The following is a 21,044-nucleotide window of genomic DNA, read 5'->3' on the forward strand; positions in this document are numbered from 1 at the left end:
CCGGCATCCATGAGCAACCTCCAGCAGCGCGTCATCTCGGCCATCGTGATGGCGGCGGTCACGCTTGCGCTTACCTGGCTCGGCGGACTGCCGTTCCGGCTGTTCAGCGCGGCGATCGCGGCGCTGATCTTCTACGAATGGATGCGGATGTCGCGCCTTGGGAACGGCGCGACGCTTGGCTTTCTGCCGGAAGCGCTGATTCTGGTCTTCATCGGCGCGCTGGTCGCCGGCCTGCCGGCGCTGTGGCTGTTGCCTCTGATTGCGGCTCTCACCGCAATCGTCACCGTTGCCGTGCGGCTTAGGGGGGCGGCGCAGTGGGTTGCATCGGGGCTGGCCTACGCGTCGTTGTCCGGCTTATCGCTCGCCTATCTGCGCGATGACAGCCATTCCGGGCTGATCGCGATTCTCTTCCTGTTCGCCGTGGTCTGGGCAACCGACATAGCGGCCTATTTCGTCGGCCGCGCGGTCGGCGGCCCGAAGCTCGCGCCGTCGATCTCGCCCGGCAAGACGCAGAGCGGCGCGCTTGGTGGCGCCGTCGGCGGCGTTGTCGCCGGCCTGCTGCTGGCAATCGTTGCCGGAGCCGGCAATCTCGTGACGCTTGGCCTTGTCGCCCTGGCGCTCTCGATCGTCTCGCAGATCGGCGATCTGTTCGAATCCTGGGTCAAGCGCCGGCACGGCTGCAAGGATTCGAGCAATCTGATTCCTGGGCATGGTGGTGTCATGGACAGGGTCGACGGGCTTGTCGCGGCGGCGTTCGCCCTGTACGTCATTGGTTGGGTTTTGACGGGCACCGCCGATCATCCGGCAATGGGGCTGTTTCCGAACTGAATGGCGTCGCCGCTGGGCGAAAAACGACGCATGCCACGGATTCGCCCGGATTGATGCCACAGTCGCGGCGGACGGTCGCGCTGGGCGAATTTGAGGGCATGACTTGAACGAGATTCTTCACGCGCTCTTCAGCACGCAAGGCTTTGTCCTCGGCACCCTCGTGCCGTTCCTGTTCGTGCTTACCGTCGTGGTGTTCGTCCATGAGATGGGCCACTATCTCATTGGCCGCTGGTGCGGCATCGGGGTGAAGGCTTTTGCCATCGGCTTCGGCCCGGAACTCTTTGGGTTCAACGACCGTCACGGCACCCGCTGGAAGCTCTGCGCCATCCCGCTCGGCGGCTACGTCAAATTCGTCGGCGACATGAACGCGTCATCGAGCCAGCCGAGCGCCGAAGACCTCGAATCGCTGACCGAGGCCGAGCGCGAGGTCGCCTTCCACACCCAGCCGATCTGGAAACGCGCGGCGACCGTGGTTGCCGGACCGCTGTTCAATTTCCTGCTGACGATCGCCGTGTTCGCGGTGCTGTTTTCGCTCTACGGCCGTCCGGTCATGGAGCCGACCGTGGCCGAAGTCACCGCCGGCAGCCCTGCGGCGCGGGCAGGCATCCAGCCCGGCGACCGATTCGTCAAAGTCGACGGCAGCAAGGTGGAGACCTTCGCCGACGTCCAGCGCCTGGTCTCGGGCCGCGGCGGCGACGCCATCGCTTTCACCATGTTGCGCGACGGCAAGGAAATCACCGTCACGGCGACGCCGGAGCCGATCGAGCAGCAGGATGCGCTGGGCAACAAGGTCAAGGTGGCGATCATCGGTGTCGCCAACAATGCCGAGCTCGGGCAGCCGCGACTGGTCTCCTATACGCCCGCGGGCGCGCTGGCGGCGGCTGTCGAGGAAACCGGGCATGTCATCGAGCGCACCGGCCAGTTCCTGAAGCGGTTTGTCGTTGGGCGCGAAGACAAATGCGCGCTGGGCGGACCGATCAAGATCGCAAAAATGTCGGGTCAGGCGGCCAAACTCGGCTTCGAGTGGCTGGTGCAGCTTGTTGCATTCCTGTCAGTCGGGATAGGAATTCTCAATCTGCTGCCGATTCCCCCTCTCGACGGAGGGCACCTCTTGTTCTACGGCGTGGAGGCCGTCATAAGGCGGCCCGTGTCGGAGCGGATGATGGAGATGGCCTACCGGGCGGGTCTCTTTCTGGTGCTCGGATTCATGGGTTTCGTTTTTTGGAATGATCTGTTTGGGTGCTGAAATCATGAAGAAATTTGGCTTCGGCCCCGGCCGCATTGAGACGCCGTTTACCATGCGTGGGGATATGCGTGACACGAAAGCCACGCAACAGGGTTAAGTAAATACAAATTAACCGGGAGCCTTGCGTGTAGGGGAAATCCGGTTAATACGGTAAGGGAAAATACCGCACGTCCGGTTTTCTCGCCGTGGGGACTACGAGAAAAAGGTACAAAAGCCCGATGAAGGCAGCATCCAAGTTTCTGAGCGCCGCGTCCGCGGCGGCTTTGTCCGCCGCGCTGGTTTTGCCGGGCGCGCTCGCAGTGCAGTTCGTTGCCACATCGGTAGCCGAAGCAGCAGTGGTCAGCAGGATCGAGGTCAGCGGCAACCAGCGTGTCGATGCCGAAACCATCCGCAATTACATCTCGATCAAGCCCGGCAAGGCGTTTTCGAGCGCCGATATCGACAGCGCCGTGAAGGCTCTGTTCGGCACCGGGCTGTTCTCGGACGTCCAGATCAATCAGGTCGGCTCGACCCTGGTCGTCAAGGTTTCCGAATACAAGGTCGTCAACCAGGTCCTGTTCCAGGGCAACAAGAAGCTCAAGGACAACGCGCTTCAGGCGGCCATCCAGCTGAAGCCGCGCGCGACCTTCTCGCAGCAGGCGCTCGATGCCGACGTCGAGGCGGTCAAGGCTGCCTATCGGCGCATCGGTCGCGACGACGCCGCCGTCACCACCCAGATCATGGATCTCGGCGACAACCGCGTGAACGTTGTCTTCAATATCAACGAAGGCGCACGCACGCAGATCGCGGCCATCAATTTCGTCGGCAACAGCGCCTTTTCCAGCCGCCGCCTGTCGGACGTCATCAACACCAAGCGCTCGACCTGGCTTTCGTTCGTGCTGCGCGACGACGTCTATGACGAGGATAAGCTGCGCGCCGACCAGGAGCTGCTGCGCCGTTTCTACTACAATCACGGCTATGCCGACTTCCAGGTCGTTTCCGCCGTCGGCGAGTTGGACGAAGCCACAAACAAATACACGGTCACGATCACCGTTCAGGAAGGCGAGCGCTACACCTTCGGTGACATCAGTGTCGAGAGCACCATTCCTGAAGTCGATTCCAAGTCGCTGGAATCGGTCGTCGAGACCCACAAGGGCGATGTCTACAACGCCAAGGACGTCGAGGATTCGATTGTCGCTCTGACGGAGAAGGTCGCCGGTTCGGGCTATGCCTTTGCCCAGGTGACGCCGCGCGGCGACCGCAATTTTGAGAATCACACGATCTCGGTCGTCTACACCATCGACCAGGGCACCAAGGCCTATGTCGAGCGTATCGAAATCCGCGGCAACGACCGCACGCGCGACTATGTCATCCGCCGCGAATTCGATGTCAGCGAAGGCGATGCCTTCAACCAGGTTCTCATCCAGCGCGCGAAGAAGCGGCTGGAAGCGCTGGATTACTTTGAAAAAGTCGACATTTCGACTGTTCCCGGCTCGGCTCCCGACCAGGTCGTTCTGGTGGTCGACGTGGTCGAGAAGTCGACCGGTGAGTTCTCGATCGGCGCCGGCTATTCGACCGGCGGCGACACGCCAGGCCCGTCCGTCGAAGGCTCGATCACCGAGCGCAATTTCCTCGGCCGCGGCCAGTACATCAAGCTCTCGGCCGGCGGCGGCAGGCACTCGCGTGACTACGCGATCTCCTTCACCGAGCCGTATTTCCTCGGCCGGCGTATCGCGGCGGGCTTCGATATCTACAGGTCGACCCGCGAGTACACCCACTATGACACCAACGTCACGGGTGCGACCGTCCGCTTCGGCCTGCCGATTACCGATAGCATCTCGACGCAGCTGGCGTACAATATCTCGCAGGAAAAGTACAAGTTCCGCAACTGCGACGACAATGGCGATGGTACTCAGGGCGACTGTAACCTTTCACAGGCCATCAAGAACGGCATTGAAGAAAGCCCGTGGCTGAAATCTTCGGTCAGTCTCGGCGTAGTATACAACACCATCGACGACATGAAGAACCCGCACGAGGGTCTCTATATCACCGGCACAACCGAGTTTGCCGGTTTGGGTGGCGATGCGAAGTGGGTGAAGGTAACCGGTCGGGCAAGCGTCTACCAGACTTTGTCAGAGCAACTGGACCTCGTTGGCCTGATTTCGGGTGGTGGCGGATATATAGCGAGCTACGGCAGCAACGATCTGCGCATCTTTGACTACTTCCAGAGCAATGAGCGCATGATCCGCGGTTTCGAATATGGCGGTATCGGTCCTGTGGCCACCGGAACCAGTGGTGACCATCTTGGCGGCACGACCTATTTCAATGCCTCGGCAGAGGCGCAGTTCCCGCTGCCGGTTATTCCGGAGAGCTTTGGATTGCGCGGCGCCGTCTTCGCGGATGCTGCAACGCTTTACGGAAACAAGCTGGGCGACGCGTTGGTCGATCCGTCGTCAACCGGCATGAAGCTGCGCGCCTCGGTCGGCATCGGCTTGATGTGGGCGTCGCCGTTCGGGCCGATCCGTATCGACTATGCGTTCCCGGTCAAGAAGGAGCCGACCGACAAAACGCAGGAATTCAACTTCGGCATAGCGACCCGTTTCTAATCCGCGGGTTACGATGCTTCCGGGCCTGATGGCCCGGAAGAGACTGATCCGACCGAGCTGGATAATGTTTGTGGAATGACCGATCCGGTGTTCTTCGCGCCTTCACGCCGGTATACGGCTGGCGAAGTCGCGAATCTGACCGGCGCCAATCTCGTTGATTCCTCGCAGGCTAATATCGCCATCAAAGCGCTGGCGCCCGCCAACGAGGGCGGCGACGGCGCGCTGGTCTTTGTCGACGGCAAGCGCAATTTCGCCCTGATGCAGTCGCTCAAGGCGGCCGCCGTGCTGTGCCCTGCAGACTTCGCCAACAGGGCGCCGCAGGGAATCGCCGTGCTGGTGCATCCGCGCCCGCAGCAGGCCTTCGCCATGGTCGGACGGCTGCTCTTTCCGCAGGCCGCCACTCCGGGGCCGATGACCGGCGAAACCGGCGTTTCGCCGCAGGCGCATATCGATCCGTCCGCGCATGTCGAAAGCGGTGCGATCGTAGAGGCAGGCGCCGTGATCGGTCCCGATGCTTCCATAGGCGCCGGCACGGTCATCGCGCCGCACGCCGTCATTGGCCGCTCCTGCAAGATAGGCCGCGACGGTTACGTCGGTCCGGGCGCCAGCATCCAATATGCGCTGATCGGCAACCGCGTCATCATTCACGGCGGCGCAAGGATAGGCCAGGACGGGTTCGGTTTCGTGGCCGGCGCCAAGGGACCCGAGCGCGTGCCGCAGATCGGCCGCGTCATCATCCAGGACGATGTCGAGATCGGCTCCAACTCGACCGTCGATCGCGGCGCGATGTCGGACACCGTCATCGGACAAGGCACCAAGATCGACAATCTGGTGCAGATCGCCCACAATGTTCGCATCGGCCGCAATTGCATTATAGCCGGGCTTTCGGGTATTTCCGGTTCCGTCGTCGTGGGCGACAACGTCACCATGGGTGGCGGTGTCGGCCTCGCCGACCATTTGACCATCGGTCCGGGAGCCAAGCTTGCTGCGAGAAGTGGATTCATGAGCAACGTGCCGGCGGGCGAGGTCTGGGGAGGCTATCCGGCGCAGCCGATGGCGGAAGCCATGCGCGAGATCGCGATGCTGCGCAGGCTGGCCAGGACGCGCAAGCAGGGCGACGGAAATGGCTGACATGGTGGCAACGACACTCGAGGCGGTCGACATAATGGGGCTGATGAAGCTTCTGCCGCACCGCTATCCGTTCCTGCTGATCGACCGCATCGTCGATATCGATGGTGACGACTCCGCGGTCGGCATCAAGAACGTGACCATCAACGAACCGCACTTCCAGGGTCATTTTCCGCAGCAGCCGGTGATGCCGGGCGTGCTCATCATCGAGGCCATGGCGCAGACCGCGGGCGCGATCTGCATCCGCAGCCTCAACGCGGAACAGCCGTCGCTGGTCTATTTCATGACCATCGACAACGCGAAGTTCCGCAAGCCGGTCGTTCCAGGCGATCAGCTCAGGATCCACGTCAAGAAGATCAAGAAGCGCGGCAATCTGTTGAAATTCGCCTGCGAGGCGATGGTGGATGGCGCTAAGGCCGCCGAAGCCGAAGTTTCGGCTATGATGGTCACCGGCTGACGGTTCGAAATGCTCATGAAAGTTCAGACATCAATCCATCCTTCCTCGGTCGTCGAAGAAGGCGCCCAACTCGGCGAAGGCGTCCGCATCGGGCCCTTCTGCCATGTGAGCGCCGACGCCATCATCGGCGATCGCGTCGAGCTGGTCAGCCACGTCTCGGTGATGGGCGCGACCACCGTCGGCGCCGCGACCAAAGTCTATCCGATGGCGACGCTTGGAGCGCCGCCGCAGAACACCAAGCACAAGGGTGGTCGCACCACGCTGGTCATCGGCGAGAATTGCACGATCCGCGAAGGCGTCACCATGCATGTCGGCACGGATTCCAGCCGTGGTGAGACGACTGTCGGCGACAACGGCAATTTCCTCGCCTATGCCCACATTGCCCATGACTGCGTCGTCGGCAGGAATGCAACCTTCGCCAATGGGGCGACGCTCGGCGGGCATTGCGAGATCGGCGACAACGTCTACATCGGCGGCCTAACCGCCGTTCACCAGTTTGTCCGCGTCGGCGATAACGCCTTCATCGGCGGCTGCTCGGCCGTCGTCGGCGACGTCATTCCCTATGCGATCGCCGTCGGCAATCGCGCCAAGCTGCGCGGGCTCAACATCATCGGCCTGAAGCGCTCCGGCCTGCCGCGTGCCGAAATCTATTTGCTTCGTGAGGCTTACAGGACGATCTTCGACCGCTCCCGCACCGTCGGCGAGAATGTCGAGATCGCCAAGGCGGAATTCGCCTCCTCGCCGACGGCCATGAAGATGATCGATTTCATCACCAGCCGCGGCAAGCGGCACTATGCCGTCCCGCCGCTCAAGGGCGGCGGCGATAACGATGGCGATGACGAAGGCTGAGCCCGCCGGATCAGCGCTTGCACTCGCGCCGGGCTCCAGGGTCGGCATCATTGCCGGTGGCGGCAGCCTCCCGGTCGAGGTGGCGGAAGGCCTGGCCAAGCAAGGACATCAGCCTTTCGTCATCCTGGCGAAGGGCGAGGTGGACCGCGAAGCCGACTTCGCCGCCTACGAGCAGGCGACGTTGGCGCTGGAAGACATCGGCTTGTTGCTTCCCTTGCTGAAACGCCAGGGCATCACCCACCTGGTTCTGGCCGGCGAGATCAGGCGCAGGCCACGGCTCACCAAAATACGCCCGACCCCCGGCCTGCTGGCGATAATCCCGTCCGTGATCATGGCGCTGGCGCGCGGCGACGACGGGCTTTTGAAGGTTCTTACCCGCGGGCTGGAAAAGCGCGGCATCACGGTTGTCGGTGCGCATGAGATCGTCGCGGAGCTCACCGCCGGCGAGGGCACGCTCACCACCACGGGGCCAAAGCAATCGGACTGGCGCGATATCGAGGCAGGCCGTGCGGCGGCCAAGGCGATCGGCACGCTGGACATCGGCCAGGCGGCGATTGCGGTCGGAGGAAGGGTGATCGCGCTGGAAGGCATCGAAGGCACCAAGGGCCTGCTTGAAAGGACACGCGACTTGCGCGGGCACGGCCGGCTCGCCGGAAAAAGGCGCGGCGTGCTCGTCAAGTGCGCCAAGCCGGGTCAGGAATTGCGGGCCGACCTGCCTTCGATCGGCCCGCAGACGGTCGAGGCGGCACATGCCGCCGGCCTTGCCGGCATAGCCGTCGAGGCAGGCCACTCGCTCATTCTCGAAGGCCCGGCGACATTGGCGCGGGCAAACGCGCTTGGCTTGTTCATTGTCGGGTTCCCCGCAACGGAGCCGGCCGATGCCAGGTGAGAAGCCGCTCAAGATTGCCATCGTCGCCGGCGAGGAATCGGGCGACCTGCTCGGCGCCGACATCGTGCGCGCGCTCAAGAAGACCACCGGCCGCAAGATCCAGCTCGTCGGCATCGGCGGCCGGCATCTGCAGGAACTGGGGCTGACACCGCTCTTCGACGGCAGCGAGATCGCGCTGATGGGCTTCAGCGCCGTCTTGCGCGACCTGCCGCGGCTGATGCGCCGGATCAGCCAGACGGCCGGCGCCATCGCGACGGAGCGTCCGGATTGCCTGATCACCATCGACAGCCCTGACTTTTCGTTGCGTGTCGCCAAGAAGGCCCGCGCCGCCGCGCCCGCCATCCCGATCATCCATTATGTCTGCCCGAGTGTGTGGGCATGGCGGCCGGGCAGGGCGGCGGCGATGAAGCCCTATGTCGACCACATCCTCTGCATCCTGCCTTTCGAGGTGAAGGCGCTCGCCCGCCTCGGCGGACCGCCCGGCACCTACGTCGGCCACCGACTGACGCAGGATCCCGGCGTGCTCGGCGCCGCGAAGGCGCAGAACCTGCCGCGCGACCTGTCGGAGGATCGTGTCAAGACGCTGCTCGTGCTGCCGGGCTCACGCCGCGGCGAGGTGCGCCGGCTGATCGAGCCGTTCGGCAAGGCTATGTCGGTCCTGCGCCAGCGCGGCCACCGGTTGCGCCTGCTGTTACCGACGGTGCCGCATGTCGCCGACCTGGTGAAAACGTCCATCGCGAGCTGGGACGAGAAGCCCGAGATCATCACCGATCCCGAGCGCAAATGGCAGGCCTTCGGCAAGGCCGATGCGGCTTTGATCGCGTCCGGAACGGTCTCGCTGGAGCTGGCGCTTTCCGGCGTTCCGATGGTCTCCAGCTACAAGCTCGATCCGATCGCGCGGCAATTGCTGCAGCATCTGGTGACGACGTGGTCGGCGCTGTTGCCCAACCTGATCGCCGATCGCGCGCTGGTGCCGGAGTTCTACGATCAGTATGTCAGGCCGGAGAACCTGGCACGTCAGCTGGAAGCGCTGTTTGCCGACACCGGCATGCGCGCCTGGCAGAAGGCGGGCTTCGCCGAGATCGCCAGGCGCATGGCAACGGAGAGGCCTTCCGGCGAGATAGCAGCCGAAGTGGTGCTGGGATGCATCAAGAAAGCGAATAGGGAGTAGCGAATAGCGAGTAGGGGGTTGGAATGCCGCCCGGCGCCCCAGTCTTCTTTCCCTATTCGCTATTCGCTATTCCCTATTCGCTACTCGCTTACCTTTTCGCAATCGGCACGTAGTCGCGTTCCGTGGCGCCGGTGTAGAGCTGGCGCGGGCGGCCGATCTTCTGGTGCGGATCCTCGATCATTTCCTTCCACTGCGCGATCCAGCCGACCGTGCGCGCGACGGCGAACAGCACGGTGAACATGGTGGTGGGGAAGCCCAGCGCCTTCAGCGTGATGCCGGAATAGAAGTCGACGTTCGGATAGAGCTTCTTCTCGATGAAGTAGGAATCAGTGAGCGCGATCTTCTCCAGCTCCATCGCGATGTCGAGCAGCGGATCATCCTTGATGCCAAGCTCACCCAACACCTCATGCGCGGTCTTCTGCATGATCTTGGCGCGCGGATCGTAGTTCTTGTAGACGCGGTGGCCGAAGCCCATCAGGCGGAACGGGTCGTTCTTGTCCTTGGCGCGGGCAATGAATTCCGGGATGTGGTCGACATGGCCGATCTCGCCCAGCATGTTGAGGGCCGCTTCGTTGGCGCCGCCATGCGCCGGACCCCACAGGCAAGCGATGCCGGCGGCGATGCAGGCGAACGGGTTGGCGCCCGACGAACCGGCAAGGCGCACCGTCGAGGTCGAGGCGTTCTGCTCGTGGTCAGCGTGCAGGATGAAGATGCGCTCCATGGCGCGCGCCAGCACCGGATTGATCTTGTACTCCTCGCACGGCACGGCAAAGCACATGTGCAGGAAGTTGGCCGCGAAGCTGAGATCGTTCTTCGGATAGATGAAGGGCTGGCCGATGTGGTATTTATAGGCCATGGCCGCGATGGTCGGCATCTTGGCGATCAGGCGCATCGAGGCGACCATGCGCTGGTACGGGTCCGAGATGTCGGTCGAGTCGTGATAGAAGGCCGACAGCGCGCCGACCACGCCGCACATGACGGCCATCGGATGCGCGTCGCGGCGGAAGCCGGTGAAGAAGCGCGACATCTGCTCATGCACCATGGTGTGGCGCGTCACGCGGTAGTCGAAGTCGTCCTTCTGCGCCTTGGTCGGCAATTCGCCGTAGAGCAACAGGTAGCAGACCTCGAGGAAGTCGCCGTGCTCGGCAAGCTGGTCGATCGGATAGCCGCGATGCAGCAGGATGCCGGCATCGCCGTCGATGAAGGTGATCGCGGACTCGCAACTCGCCGTCGATGTGAAACCGGGATCGTAGGTGAAGGCGCCGGTGGTGCTGTAGAGAGCGCCGATGTCGATGACATCAGGCCCGGTCGAGCCGCTTCGCACCTTGAATTCGTGGGTCTTGCCGGCGAGTTCGAGCCTCGCGGTCGACTCACGCGCCTTGCCGCCCGATTCCAGTTTTGTCGCAGCTTCGCTCATTGCAAACTCCTTTATGTTTCCTCATGCCGGCAAGGCAATTCCTGCAAACGACACGTCGAAATCACCGGAATGCGCGAACTTACCACCGCATTTTAGGAGGTGCGTGCCAGATTGGGCCAGGGCCTAATGTTGCACTGCGAAACACACCTTTCAATGCCAATCTTTTTGGGCCAGTTCGCTCCTAATCGATTTGATCTCCGATCCGCGCCAGGCTTTCCTCGCGCCCCAGCACGGCAAGCACGTCGAACACGCCGGGCGAGGTGCTGCGGCCGGTGAGCGCGGCTCTCAGCGGTTGGGCCACGGCGCCGAGCTTGTGACCGCCGGCCTGTGCAAAGTCGCGAAGAGCGGCTTCGGCGGCTGCGGCGCTCCATTCGCCGGAGATCGCCGCGAGCGCGGCATTGGCGCCATGCAGAATGGCGCGCGCGTCACTGCCGAGCAATCCGGCGGCCTTTTCGTCGAGTTGCAGCGGCCGCTCGGCGAACAGGAAGGCGGCTCCATCCACGAGCTCGACCAGCGTCTTTGCCCGCTCCTTGAGGCCAGGCATGGCGGCAAGCAGCTGAGCCTCACGCTTCTCGTCGAGCTTCGCCGCGAGCGCCGGGCCGCCGCCGAGATAGGGCAGGGTGGCGACGAAGACATCGAAGAGGGCCTTGTCGTCCATCTTGCGCATATGCACGCCGTTCAGCGCCTCGAGCTTGGCGAAGTCGAAGCGCGCGGCACCCTTGTTGACGTCGCCGATATCGAACCAGGAGATCATGTCCTTGATCGACATCACCTCGTCGTCGCCATGGCTCCAGCCGAGCCTCGCCAGATAGTTGAGCAGGGCCTCCGGCAGATAGCCCATGGCGCGATAAGCTTCGACACCGAGCGCGCCGTGGCGCTTCGACAGCTTGGCGCCGTCGGCGCCGTGGATCAGCGGGATGTGCGACATCGACGGCACGGTCCAGCCCATGGCGTTGTAGATCACGGTCTGGCGCGCGGCATTGGTCAGATGGTCGTCGCCGCGGATGATGTGGGTGACGCCCATGTCGTGGTCGTCGACGACGACAGCGTGCATGTAGGTCGGATTGCCGTCCGAGCGCAGGATGATGAAATCGTCGAGATCCTTGTTGGGGAAGCGCACCTCGCCCTGCACGCGGTCGTGCACGATCGTCTCGCCCTCGGTCGGCGCCTTGATGCGGATTGCGCCCTTGACGCCGGGAGGCGCCTCGGACGGGTCGCGGTCGCGCCACTGGCCGTTGTAGCGCGGCGGCAGGCCCTTGGCCCGCGCCACCTCGCGCATCGCCTCCAACTCGGCAGGCGTCTCGTAGCTGTAGTAGGCCTTGCCCAGGCGCACGAGCTCCTCGGCCACTTCGCGGTGGCGCGGCGCGCGCTCGAACTGCGACACGGCCTCGCCGTCCCAGGAGAGGCCGAGCCAGGTCAGTCCGTCGAGGATAGCAGCCGTCGCCGCCTCGGTGGAGCGCTCGCGATCGGTGTCCTCGATGCGCAGCAGCATCGTGCCGCCGGTGTGCCTGGCATAGAGCCAGTTGAACAGCGCCGTGCGCGCCCCGCCGATATGCAAATAGCCGGTGGGCGAGGGGGCAAAACGGGTGACGACCTTGTCGGACATGGAACTCTCAGAGTGGCACTGAAACGGGCGTGATTGCGCGGGCCTTTCGCGCGGTCGGCGTTCATGTAGCATAGGAGGTCTGGGGCGCAAGGGGCAGACCCGATGGCTGGACGTGGCCGGGGCGCGGAGGAGGGCGAGGGAACGACAGCTGGCGTCAGCGAGCGCCTGCTGTTTGCCGGCACCGTGCCTGCCGAAGCGGCACCGGTTTTGCTCCCGGAGCGACACCCGCCTGCGAAGGTTCCGTCGCCCGGCGGCGTCGACGCCCGCCCGGCTTCTCCTCCGGCAGCCATCGACCGGATCCGCAGGCAGTTCCGCGGCGCTTCGTTTTCCGCGTTTCGCCGGGGCGTCGCCGTCGCGGCCGCCACCGAACTCGACCGCGGCGTCGGCTTTCTGCTGGTGCCGGTGTTCCTGGCCGCCGGCGTGATCCTCTATTTCTCCTTGAACGTCGAGCCGGATCTTTACAGGCCGCTGGCGGCAGTGGCGCTGATGGCTGTCTGCGCGGCGGTCTCGCGCTCTTGGCCGAAGACGCATCTCGTGTTCATGGCGGCGCTGTTTTGCGCCTTGGGCTTTGTCGCCGCGAAGGTCGAGACATGGCGCGCCGCGACGCCGATGCTCGGTGCCGACATCCAGACGCGGCTGACTGGCCGCGTTGTGATTGCCGAGGAGATGGCCAACGGCCGCGTCAGGCTGACCATCGATCTGATCTCAACCGCGCAGCCGAAGCTGCGCTACGCGCCGGACCGCGTCAGGCTTTCGGCGCGCAGGATGCCGCCCGACATGAAGGCAGGATCCCTGGTGACGGGTTATGCGAGGCTTTTGCCGCCGACAGGCCCGGTTCGCCCTGAAAGCTATGACTTTTCCTTCGACAGCTATTTTTCCGGCATAGGCGGCAGCGGCTTTTTCCTCGGCGATCCGAAAGTCATTTCCACAGCCGACCCGCCCACTGCGACGAGCATCACCTCGACGATCGAGAACGCGCGCGAAAACATTGCCGATCATATCAGAAGCATCGTCGGCGGTCCTGAAGGCGAGATCGCCGCGGCGCTGATCGTCGGCGTTCGCGCCGGCATTCCGGAGGACATCAATGAAGCGATGCGGCGGACCGGCATCTATCACATCATCTCGATTTCCGGCCTGCACATGGCGCTGGTCGCCGGCACGGTCATGCTCCTGCTGCGCGGCGCGTTCGCGCTGTTTCCGGATTTTTCGTCACGGCGCCCGGTGAAGAAATATGCAGCGGCAATCGCGCTGATGTCGATCGCCGCCTATCTCGTCATCTCCGGCGTGGTGGTCGCGGCCGAGCGAAGCTTCATCATGCTGGCGGTGATGCTGGTCGCCGTGCTGTTCGACCGCGCGGCGCTGACGATGCGCAACCTGGCGATCTCGGCCATCGCCGTGATCCTGGTGTCGCCGCATGAAGTGGTTGGGCCGAGCTTCCAGATGTCGTTTGCAGCCACGGCCGCCCTTGTCGGCGCTTATGCCGGCTGGGCCGACTACCGCGCCGACAAGCTGCGCCCGCCGCCGGTCAAGCGCTCGTTCGTCGGCTTCCTGTCCAGAAAGCTCGCAGCCGGAGCGGGCGGCGCTGCTTTGACATCGATTATCGCAGGAAGTGCAACGGCGCTGTTCGCCATCTGGCATTTCCAGCGTGTCTCGCCGCTCAGTTTGCTCGCCAACCTGGCCGTCATGCCGATCGTGTCATTGGTTGTCATGCCGCTTGCCGTCCTCAGCGCACTGGCAATGCCATTCGGCTTCGATGGTCCTTTCCTCTATGTGATGGGCAAGGGCCTGACAGCGATGATCGCGATCTCGGCATGGATTTCGGAATGGTCGCCGGTCGATGCCGTCGGGCTGATCTCGATCCATTCGGTGCTGCTGGCAACGATCGCGCTCGTCATCGCCACCATGGCCACCACTTGGCTCAGGCTGGCAGCCGTGCCCTTCGCACTGGCCGGCCTGCTGACAATCCCGCAGGTGCGCACGCCGGACCTGCTGATCTCTGAGGACGCCCATCTGGTGGCGATGCCGATCGGCGGCGGCGAGCTCGCCGTCAATCGCGCCCGCTCCAATGAGTTCACCACCGATAACTGGAAACGCGCGCTCAAGGCCGAAACGATCGTGCCGCCGGAGACATTCGCCAACGGTGCGTTGGACATCGCTGACCCTGTCGACCTGCCGCCGGGATCGCCCTTTTACTGCACGGGCGATCTTTGCATCGGCCGGCATCCATCCGGCGCCATCGTCGCCTTGGCGGAAAATCGCAACAGCGCTCGCACGGCCTGCGGCTTCGCCGACCTCATCGTCATCAACGACGCCACGGCCTACAATCCTTGCCGCGATCCTCGCATTCTCGTCGTCACCAAGCGACAGCTTGCGCGCGACGGGAGCGCTGCCGTCTACTTCGACCCGCAATCGGCAACGGCGCGACCAACCATTCAATATGCCGTCGAAAAGCCGTATCGCCCCTGGCATGAGCAGCGACGCTATTCGCGCGAGGCAAGGGGCCTGGCGCCGTACAACAGGCCCGAAAAGTCAGCGGCAAAGCCAGAGCCACTCAGTAGCGGCGAATGAGCCCGACCAGCTTGCCCTGCACCTTGACTCTGTCCGGCCCGAAGATGCGGGTCTCATAGGCCGGATTGGCGGCCTCGAGCGCGATCGAGGCGCCCTTGCGGCGGAAGCGCTTCAGCGTCGCCTCCTCGTCGTCGACCAGCGCCACCACGATCTCGCCCGGGCTTGCCGTATTGGCGTTGCGGATGATCACCGTATCGCCGTCGAAGATGCCGGCCTCGATCATCGAGTCGCCTTTGACCTCAAGCGCGTAGTGCTCGCCGCCCGCGATCATGTCCGGCGGCACCGTGATCGAATGCGTCTGGTGCTGGATGGCATCGATCGGCACACCCGCTGCGATGCGGCCCATGACCGGAATGGACACGGCCGAAACGGCGTCGTCGTCATTGCTGGGCGTCGGCGTGCGCGAGGGTGCCGCGGGCTTGATCTGCCGGCCGAGATTGCCTTGGCCGCCCTGGATGACGCTCGGCGAGAATTTCTTCGCCGCATTGAGGCCGGGCGCGATCGAATCGGGCAGGCGCAGCACTTCCAGCGCGCGCGCCCGGTTCGGCAGCCGGCGAATGAAACCGCGCTCTTCCAGCGCCGTGATCAGGCGATGGATGCCCGACTTCGAGGCAAGGTCGAGCGCTTCCTTCATCTCGTCGAAAGACGGCGGAATGCCGCTTTCCTTGAGCCGTTCATGGATGAACATCAGCAGTTCATGTTGTTTGCGCGTCAGCATGGCGGCCCCTGTGGGTTCTGAAACCAGAATCAGAAAAACAAACCCAGAACAAACACTATCTGTTCCAGTTGTGTTCCGCAACCGTTTAAAGTTTAGTGAATGTGTTGACGTTTTGTTCAGCGTAACATCAGAACGCTGCATTCGGCGCCGGCTTCGGCCGCCGGGGCGAAGGGCTCACGCACGATCAGGCCGTTGGCGTCGGCGAGCATCCTCAGCATTGAGGAATCCTGGATACCGAACGGTGTCGCGACCAGCGTTCCGGCTTCCTCGCGCACAACTGCCCGCACATAGTCCTGCCTGAGGTCATTGGCGTGCATCGCGGCAGCCAACCGTGCCGTGCGAATGTCCTGCCGGTAGTTGCGGCTGCCAAGCCGCGCCAGGAGCGGCTTCAGGAACAATTGCGAGCAGACCAGGCTCGCCACCGGATTGCCGGGCAGGCCGATGCAGCGGATGTTGCCAAGCCGGCCAAACATCAGCGGTTTGCCGGGGCGCATGGCGATCTTCCAGAAGTCGAGCTGCATGCCTTCGCCGGTCAGAACGTCGTGGATCAGGTCGTGGTCGCCAACCGAGGCGCCGCCGAGCGTGACGATGACGTCGGCGCCGGCTGAGACCGCTTTCCTGACCAGAGCCGCGATCGCGTCCTTACGATCGGCCGCGATGCCGAGGTCGAGCGCGCGCGCGCCGACCGACTGAGCTACGGCGGCGACGCCATAGGCATTGGACGAGATGATCTGGTCGGGACCGAGCGCGCTGCCAGGCGGCAACAATTCGTCGCCCGTGGCGATGATCGCGACCAGCGGCCGCCGAACCACATTGAGGCTCGGGTGGTTGGCCGACGCCGCCAGCGAAAGCGCTGCCGGATCGAGCTCTCGGCCTTTATGGAGGAGCACGTCACCTTCGCCGAAATCGAGCCCACGGCGACGGACGTTGCGTGCCTGCACGGTCGGCTCGGTCACTTCGATGCTGCCGCCGCCGAGGTCGCGGACATTCTCCTGGATGACGACGGTGTCGGCGCCTTCGGGGAGCGGCGCGCCGGTGAAGATGCGCACGGCCTCGCCCTTGCCGACGGAGCCGGCAAAGCCCCGCCCGGCGGGCGCGATGCCGATAACGGAGAGCCGCGCCGGCACTGACGCCACGTCCGCGGCGCGTACGGCGTAGCCGTCCATGGCCGAAGCGTTGAAAGGCGGCTGCGTGCGCAGCGCCGCCACCGGTTCGGCCAGCACACGGCCTGCCGCATCGGCGAGCGGAACGCTTTCGCCAGGCAGCGCGATCGCGCCGTCCAGCAGGCGTTCGAGCGCCTCGGCGACCGGAACCAGCGCCATCCTAGGAGCCTGCCCCGTGTTCGGCGGCCTTGTAGTCGCCCGACTTGCCGCCGGTCTTCTCGACCAGCCTGATGCCGGAAATCACCATGGCGCGGTCCGCTGCCTTGGCCATGTCGTAGATGGTCAGGCAGGCGACCGACGCCGCGGTCAGCGCCTCCATCTCCACGCCCGTCTTGCCGGTGACGCGGGCGAGTGCGGTGACCTTCAGGCCGGGGAGCGCGCGGTCAGGCTCGATATCGACGGCAACCTTGGTGAGAAGCAGTGGGTGGCAGAGCGGGATCAACTCATGCGTCTTCTTGGCCGCCATGATGCCGGCGATGCGGGCCGTGCCAAGCACGTCACCTTTCTTGGCGTCTCCCGCCAGGATCATCTCCAGCGTCTCCGGCCGCATGGACACAAAACCTTCGGCAATGGCCGTTCGCGTCGTCTCGGCCTTATCGCCGACATCGACCATGTTGGCTTCGCCCTTGGCACCGAGATGGGTAAGCGCAGGCATCCTCAAACTGCCTCGGCCGGCGCCTTGCCCGTCAGCAGAAGCTCAGTCGCTTTTGCCACGTCGGCTTGCCGCATCAGGCTCTCGCCGACGAGGAAGGTGCCGATCTTGCTCTTTTCCAGCCGGCGGCAGTCCTGATGGGTGAAGATGCCGCTCTCGCTGACCAGCAGCCGGTCGGCCGGCACCATGGCGGCAAGCCGCTCGGAAACGTCGAGGCTGGTCTCGAACGTCCTCAAATCGCGGTTGTTGATGCCGATCAGCCGCGACGAGAGGCGGAGCGCGCGCTCCATCTCCTTCTCGTCATGGACCTCGACCAGCGCGTCCATGCCGAGCTCGAAAGCCGTCGCTTCGAGCTCGCCGGCCAGTGCGTCGTCGACGCTTGCCATGATGATGAGGATCGCGTCCGCGCCCCAGGCGCGGGCTTCGTAGACCTGGTATGGATCGAAGAGGAAATCCTTGCGCAAGGCGGGCAGGCCGACGGCGGCGCGCGCGGCGGTCAGGAATGCGGGCGCGCCCTGGAAGGACGGAGCGTCGGTCAGCACCGAGAGGCAGGCAGCACCCCCTTGCTGATATGCCCTGGCCAGCGCGGGCGGATCGAAGTCGGCGCGGATCAAGCCCTTGGAGGGGCTGGCCTTCTTGATCTCGGCGATCAGCGCGAAGCCGCCCGCCTTCCGCTTGGCCTCAAGGGCGGCAAGGAAGCCGCGCGGCGGCTCTGCCTCCCCGGCCTTGGCCCTGATATCGGCAAGCGGCGCGCTGAGCTTCGCCGCGGCGATCTCGTCGCGCTTGTAGGCTTCGATCTTGCGCAGGATATCGGACAAGGTTCTAACCGTTCGAAATCTCGATGAGCTTGTCGAGCACCGCAAGCGCCCGGCCGCTGTCGATGGCTTGGGCGGCGGCTTCGATGCCGTCGGCGAGCGTCGTCGCCTTGCCGGCCACCACCAGCCCGGCGCCGGCATTCATCAGCACGGTGTCGCGATAGGCGCCGGCGTCGCCGCCCAGCATATCGCGCAATGCCTTGGCATTATAGGCCGCATCGCCGCCGCGCAGCTCTTCCTTGCCGTGCCGCTTCAGTCCCACCGCTTCCGGAGTGAGCGTGAAGGTGCGGATCTCGCCACCGGCGAGCTCCGCCACCTGCGTCTCGCCGGTGGTGGTGATCTCGTCGTAACCGTCGCCGTGCACGACCCAGGCGTGATCGGCACCAAGCGCCTTCAGCGTCTCGGCCACCGGCATGATCCATTCCGGCAGGAAGACGCCGACCATCTGTCGGCTGACGCCGGCAGGGTTGGACAGCGGACCGAGCAGGTTGAAGATGGTGCGCGTGCCGAGCTCGCCGCGGATCGGGCCGACATGCTTCATCGCCGGATGATGCGCCGGCGCGAACATGAAGCCGACGCCGGCCTCGTGGATGCAGCGGCCGATCGTCTCCGGCGAAATGTCGATCTTGACGCCAAGCGCCATCAGCACATCTGCGGAGCCGGTCAGCGAGGACAGGCCGCGATTGCCGTGCTTAGCGACCGGGACCCCTGCCGCCGCGATGACGAAGGCAGAGGCGGTCGAGATGTTGACGCTATGCGAATTGTCACCGCCGGTGCCGACGATGTCGATGGCGTCATGCGGGGCCTCGACGCGCAGCATCTTGGCGCGCATGGTGGCCACCGCGCCGGAAATCTCGCTCACGGCTTCGCCGCGCACGCGCAACGCCATCAGGAAACCGCCGATCTGGCCCGGCGTCGCATCGCCCGACATGATGATGTCGAAGGCCTCGCGCGCCTCCTCGAAGGAGAGCGCGGTGCCGGTGGCGACCTTGGCTATGTGTGTCTTGAGAGCGCTCATCGTGTCTGTGCTTGCGAAACGGCGGCCGGATCGATGCGAACGTCATACTGCGACTGCAACTGCGCCACCAGCTGATCGAGCAGGTCGGCGGACAGGCCGGCGCCGAAGGATTTCTGCGCATCGTCGGGCACCGAGCTGCCGTCGGCGCCGGCCGGTTCGAAGACTTCGGCGACCTTGAACAAGATCTGGCCGTCGCCGGTAGGCGAGGGGATCAGACCCGTACCGCCTTCGCCGACACCGAACATCGCCGCAGCGCCCTCCTTGCCGAAATCGGCATCGTCGGCCTCGCGCTTCAAGCCCCGCTTGGTCCGCGTCTCGAGCTTCAGCTCGCCAGCGATGACGTCCAGCGTCGTGCCGGCCTTGAGGCGCTTTTCCAGCTCCTCGGCCTTGGCGTCGAGGCGCTTGTCGGTCTCGGCGGCCGTCCAGTCGGCCGCAACCTTCTGGCGGACTTCTTCCAATGTGCGGTCGCGCGCCGGTGTGATCGACTGGACTTCGTAGAACACGAAACCGCTGTCGGCGGTGGTCAGGCCTTCATTCTCCGTGTTCGGCTCGGCTTCGAAGACCGCCTTGATGAGATCCGCCGATTGCGGCAGGTCGTTGACGATCGTGCCGTCCGGCCTCTGGCCGGTGTGGTCGACGGCGTCGATGGTGACGACCTTGAGCTTCAGCTTGTCGGCCGCCTGGGCAAGCGAGGCGCCCGAGGCGCGGGTGTCCTCGTAGCTGTCATGCACGTCGAGCAGGACGCGGCTTGCCTCGCTGAGCGCCAGGTCCTTGCGAATCTGGTCCGACACTTCCGAAAGCAGTTTCACCACTTGCGGCTTGATCTCGGTGACGCGCAGCAGCACCGGGCCGAAGGCGCCCTGAACCACCGGACTGACCTCATTGGCGTTGAGCGAGAAAGCCGCGTCGGCGACCGCCTTGTCGGCGATCTTGTCCTTGGCCAGCGTGCCGAGCAGCGTGTCGGCCTGGGTCTTGCCTTCGGCGGTGACGATCTTGTCGAAGGTAGCGCCGGTCTTCAATGAATCGTAGGCTGCCTTGGCCGCGTCCGGCGTCTTGAACACAAGCTGTTCGATGGTGCGCATTTCAGGCGTGGTGTAGCGCGCCTTGTTCTTGTTGTAGTCGTCGGCGACTTGGCTGTCGGTCACCGCCGTCGGGTCCATGATGTCTTGCGGCTCCAGCCGGACATAGGAGAACTTGCGGTATTCCGGCGCGGCGTAGTTTTTCTTGTTGGCCTCGAAATAGGTTTTCAGCGCGCTGTCGGATGGCGCCTCGATCGGCTGCACCAGCGTCTTCGGCAGGACGAGGTAGTCGATCGTGCGATCCTCGCCGCGATAAAGCGCGACCGCCTTCAGGAAGGTCTGCGGCACCTTGAGGCCGTCGGAAATCGCCTCGACGATCTGCTGGCGCACTGCTCCCTGGGCGAGGTTTGTGAGGTAGTCGTCCGGCCGCATGCCGGCATCGCGAAGCCGGGCCTCGAACACCCTGCGGTCAAATTCGCCGCTTGGCCCTCTGAAGGCCGGCTCCTGGCGTGCCAGTTCGGCCAGCCTGTCCTTGGAGAAGCCGAGCCCGAGCTTGCGGGCCTGCTCGTTCAGAACCGCATCTGAGACGAGCTGCGCCAGCACCTGGTTGTCGATGCCGAGCAGCTTTGCCTGCTCCTGCGTGATGCGCTGGCCGAACTGCTGTGAGAGCAAGTTGATCTGACGGACATAGGCGAGGCGGTATTCGTTGATCGAAACCTCCGTGCCGCCGGCGGTGATCACTGCATGATGGCCAGCCAAACTTCCCGACAGGCGTCCGGAAATACCCCAGACGGCAAAGCTCACCACCAGCAAGGACAGCAACGCCTTCGCGACCCAGGTGCCCGCCGCGCTTCTCAATAAACCAAGCATGCTTACTTCCGATTTTTGCGCATTTTCGCATGCGCCGAGTCTGAA

17 protein-coding genes are annotated in these 21,044 nt (G+C 64.3%); 9 read left to right on the forward strand and 8 right to left on the reverse strand.

What is annotated here, in order from left to right:
* Positions 1-9: 9 nt before the first annotated feature.
* The 8 genes from RFN30_RS05410 (at position 10) to lpxB (ending at position 9,153) form a co-directional block, all read left to right on the forward strand.
* On the forward strand, positions 10-828 hold the full coding sequence (locus RFN30_RS05410) for a phosphatidate cytidylyltransferase (protein ID WP_320261109.1): 819 nt from the start codon (positions 10-12) through the stop codon (positions 826-828).
* A 103-nt stretch (positions 829-931) separates the two neighbouring features.
* Complete coding sequence (gene rseP / locus RFN30_RS05415) at positions 932-2,074, forward strand: RIP metalloprotease RseP (RefSeq protein WP_320261110.1); 1,143 nt, start codon at positions 932-934, stop codon at positions 2,072-2,074.
* A gap of 218 nt (positions 2,075-2,292) precedes the next feature.
* Positions 2,293-4,659: an outer membrane protein assembly factor BamA gene (bamA, locus tag RFN30_RS05420; RefSeq protein WP_320261111.1), complete on the forward strand. Its 2,367-nt coding sequence runs from the start codon at positions 2,293-2,295 to the stop codon at positions 4,657-4,659.
* A 75-nt stretch (positions 4,660-4,734) separates the two neighbouring features.
* Positions 4,735-5,790 carry a UDP-3-O-(3-hydroxymyristoyl)glucosamine N-acyltransferase gene (lpxD, locus tag RFN30_RS05425; protein WP_320261112.1) on the forward strand — a complete coding sequence of 352 codons (1,056 nt, stop codon included), beginning with the start codon at positions 4,735-4,737 and terminating at the stop codon, positions 5,788-5,790.
* The gene (fabZ, locus tag RFN30_RS05430; protein ID WP_320261113.1) at positions 5,783-6,244 is read left to right on the forward strand and encodes a 3-hydroxyacyl-ACP dehydratase FabZ; all 462 of its coding nucleotides are present in this window, start codon (positions 5,783-5,785) and stop codon (positions 6,242-6,244) included. Before lpxD ends, fabZ begins: the two co-directional genes overlap by 8 nt.
* A gap of 15 nt (positions 6,245-6,259) precedes the next feature.
* Positions 6,260-7,093, forward strand: a complete 834-nt coding sequence (lpxA, locus tag RFN30_RS05435) for an acyl-ACP--UDP-N-acetylglucosamine O-acyltransferase (protein WP_320261114.1) — start codon at positions 6,260-6,262, stop codon at positions 7,091-7,093.
* Positions 7,080-7,982, forward strand: a complete 903-nt coding sequence (locus tag RFN30_RS05440; protein ID WP_320261546.1) for an LpxI family protein — start codon at positions 7,080-7,082, stop codon at positions 7,980-7,982. The genes lpxA and RFN30_RS05440 overlap by 14 nt, the downstream gene beginning before the upstream one ends.
* Positions 7,972-9,153, forward strand: a complete 1,182-nt coding sequence (gene lpxB, locus RFN30_RS05445; protein ID WP_320261115.1) for a lipid-A-disaccharide synthase — start codon at positions 7,972-7,974, stop codon at positions 9,151-9,153. Before RFN30_RS05440 ends, lpxB begins: the two co-directional genes overlap by 11 nt.
* An 88-nt stretch (positions 9,154-9,241) precedes the next feature.
* Here the strand turns inward: lpxB and gltA are convergent, their stop codons facing one another.
* Entirely contained in the window at positions 9,242-10,570 is a 1,329-nt protein-coding gene (gltA, locus tag RFN30_RS05450) for a citrate synthase (RefSeq protein ID WP_320261116.1), read from the reverse strand.
* A gap of 181 nt (positions 10,571-10,751) precedes the next feature.
* Positions 10,752-12,176: a glutamate--tRNA ligase gene (gltX, locus tag RFN30_RS05455; protein ID WP_320261117.1), complete on the reverse strand. Its 1,425-nt coding sequence runs from the start codon at positions 12,174-12,176 to the stop codon at positions 10,752-10,754.
* A gap of 102 nt (positions 12,177-12,278) precedes the next feature.
* Here gltX and RFN30_RS05460 point away from each other — a divergent pair, with 102 nt between their 5' ends.
* A complete protein-coding gene (locus RFN30_RS05460; protein ID WP_320261118.1) occupies positions 12,279-14,744 on the forward strand; it encodes a ComEC/Rec2 family competence protein in 2,466 nt (821 codons plus the stop codon).
* Here the strand turns inward: RFN30_RS05460 and lexA are convergent.
* The 6 genes from lexA to RFN30_RS05490 form a co-directional block, all read right to left on the reverse strand.
* Complete coding sequence (lexA, locus tag RFN30_RS05465; protein ID WP_192245184.1) at positions 14,728-15,462, reverse strand: transcriptional repressor LexA; 735 nt, start codon at positions 15,460-15,462, stop codon at positions 14,728-14,730. The genes RFN30_RS05460 and lexA overlap by 17 nt on opposite strands.
* Positions 15,463-15,578: 116 nt before the next feature.
* Complete coding sequence (locus RFN30_RS05470) at positions 15,579-16,784, reverse strand: molybdopterin molybdotransferase MoeA (protein ID WP_320261119.1); 1,206 nt, start codon at positions 16,782-16,784, stop codon at positions 15,579-15,581.
* A gap of 1 nt (position 16,785) precedes the next feature.
* Complete coding sequence (gene moaC, locus RFN30_RS05475) at positions 16,786-17,280, reverse strand: cyclic pyranopterin monophosphate synthase MoaC (RefSeq protein WP_320261120.1); 495 nt, start codon at positions 17,278-17,280, stop codon at positions 16,786-16,788.
* Between the two features lie 2 nt (positions 17,281-17,282).
* Positions 17,283-18,095, reverse strand: a complete 813-nt coding sequence (trpC, locus tag RFN30_RS05480) for an indole-3-glycerol phosphate synthase TrpC (protein ID WP_320261121.1) — start codon at positions 18,093-18,095, stop codon at positions 17,283-17,285.
* A gap of 4 nt (positions 18,096-18,099) precedes the next feature.
* Entirely contained in the window at positions 18,100-19,110 is a 1,011-nt protein-coding gene (gene trpD / locus RFN30_RS05485) for an anthranilate phosphoribosyltransferase (protein ID WP_320261122.1), read from the reverse strand.
* A complete protein-coding gene (locus tag RFN30_RS05490; RefSeq protein ID WP_320261123.1) occupies positions 19,107-20,999 on the reverse strand; it encodes a SurA N-terminal domain-containing protein in 1,893 nt (630 codons plus the stop codon). The genes trpD and RFN30_RS05490 overlap by 4 nt, the downstream gene beginning before the upstream one ends.
* Positions 21,000-21,044 lie beyond the last annotated feature (45 nt).

This window comes from Mesorhizobium dulcispinae (assembly GCF_033977345.1).
Classification (GTDB): Bacteria; Pseudomonadota; Alphaproteobacteria; order Rhizobiales; family Rhizobiaceae; genus Mesorhizobium; species Mesorhizobium dulcispinae.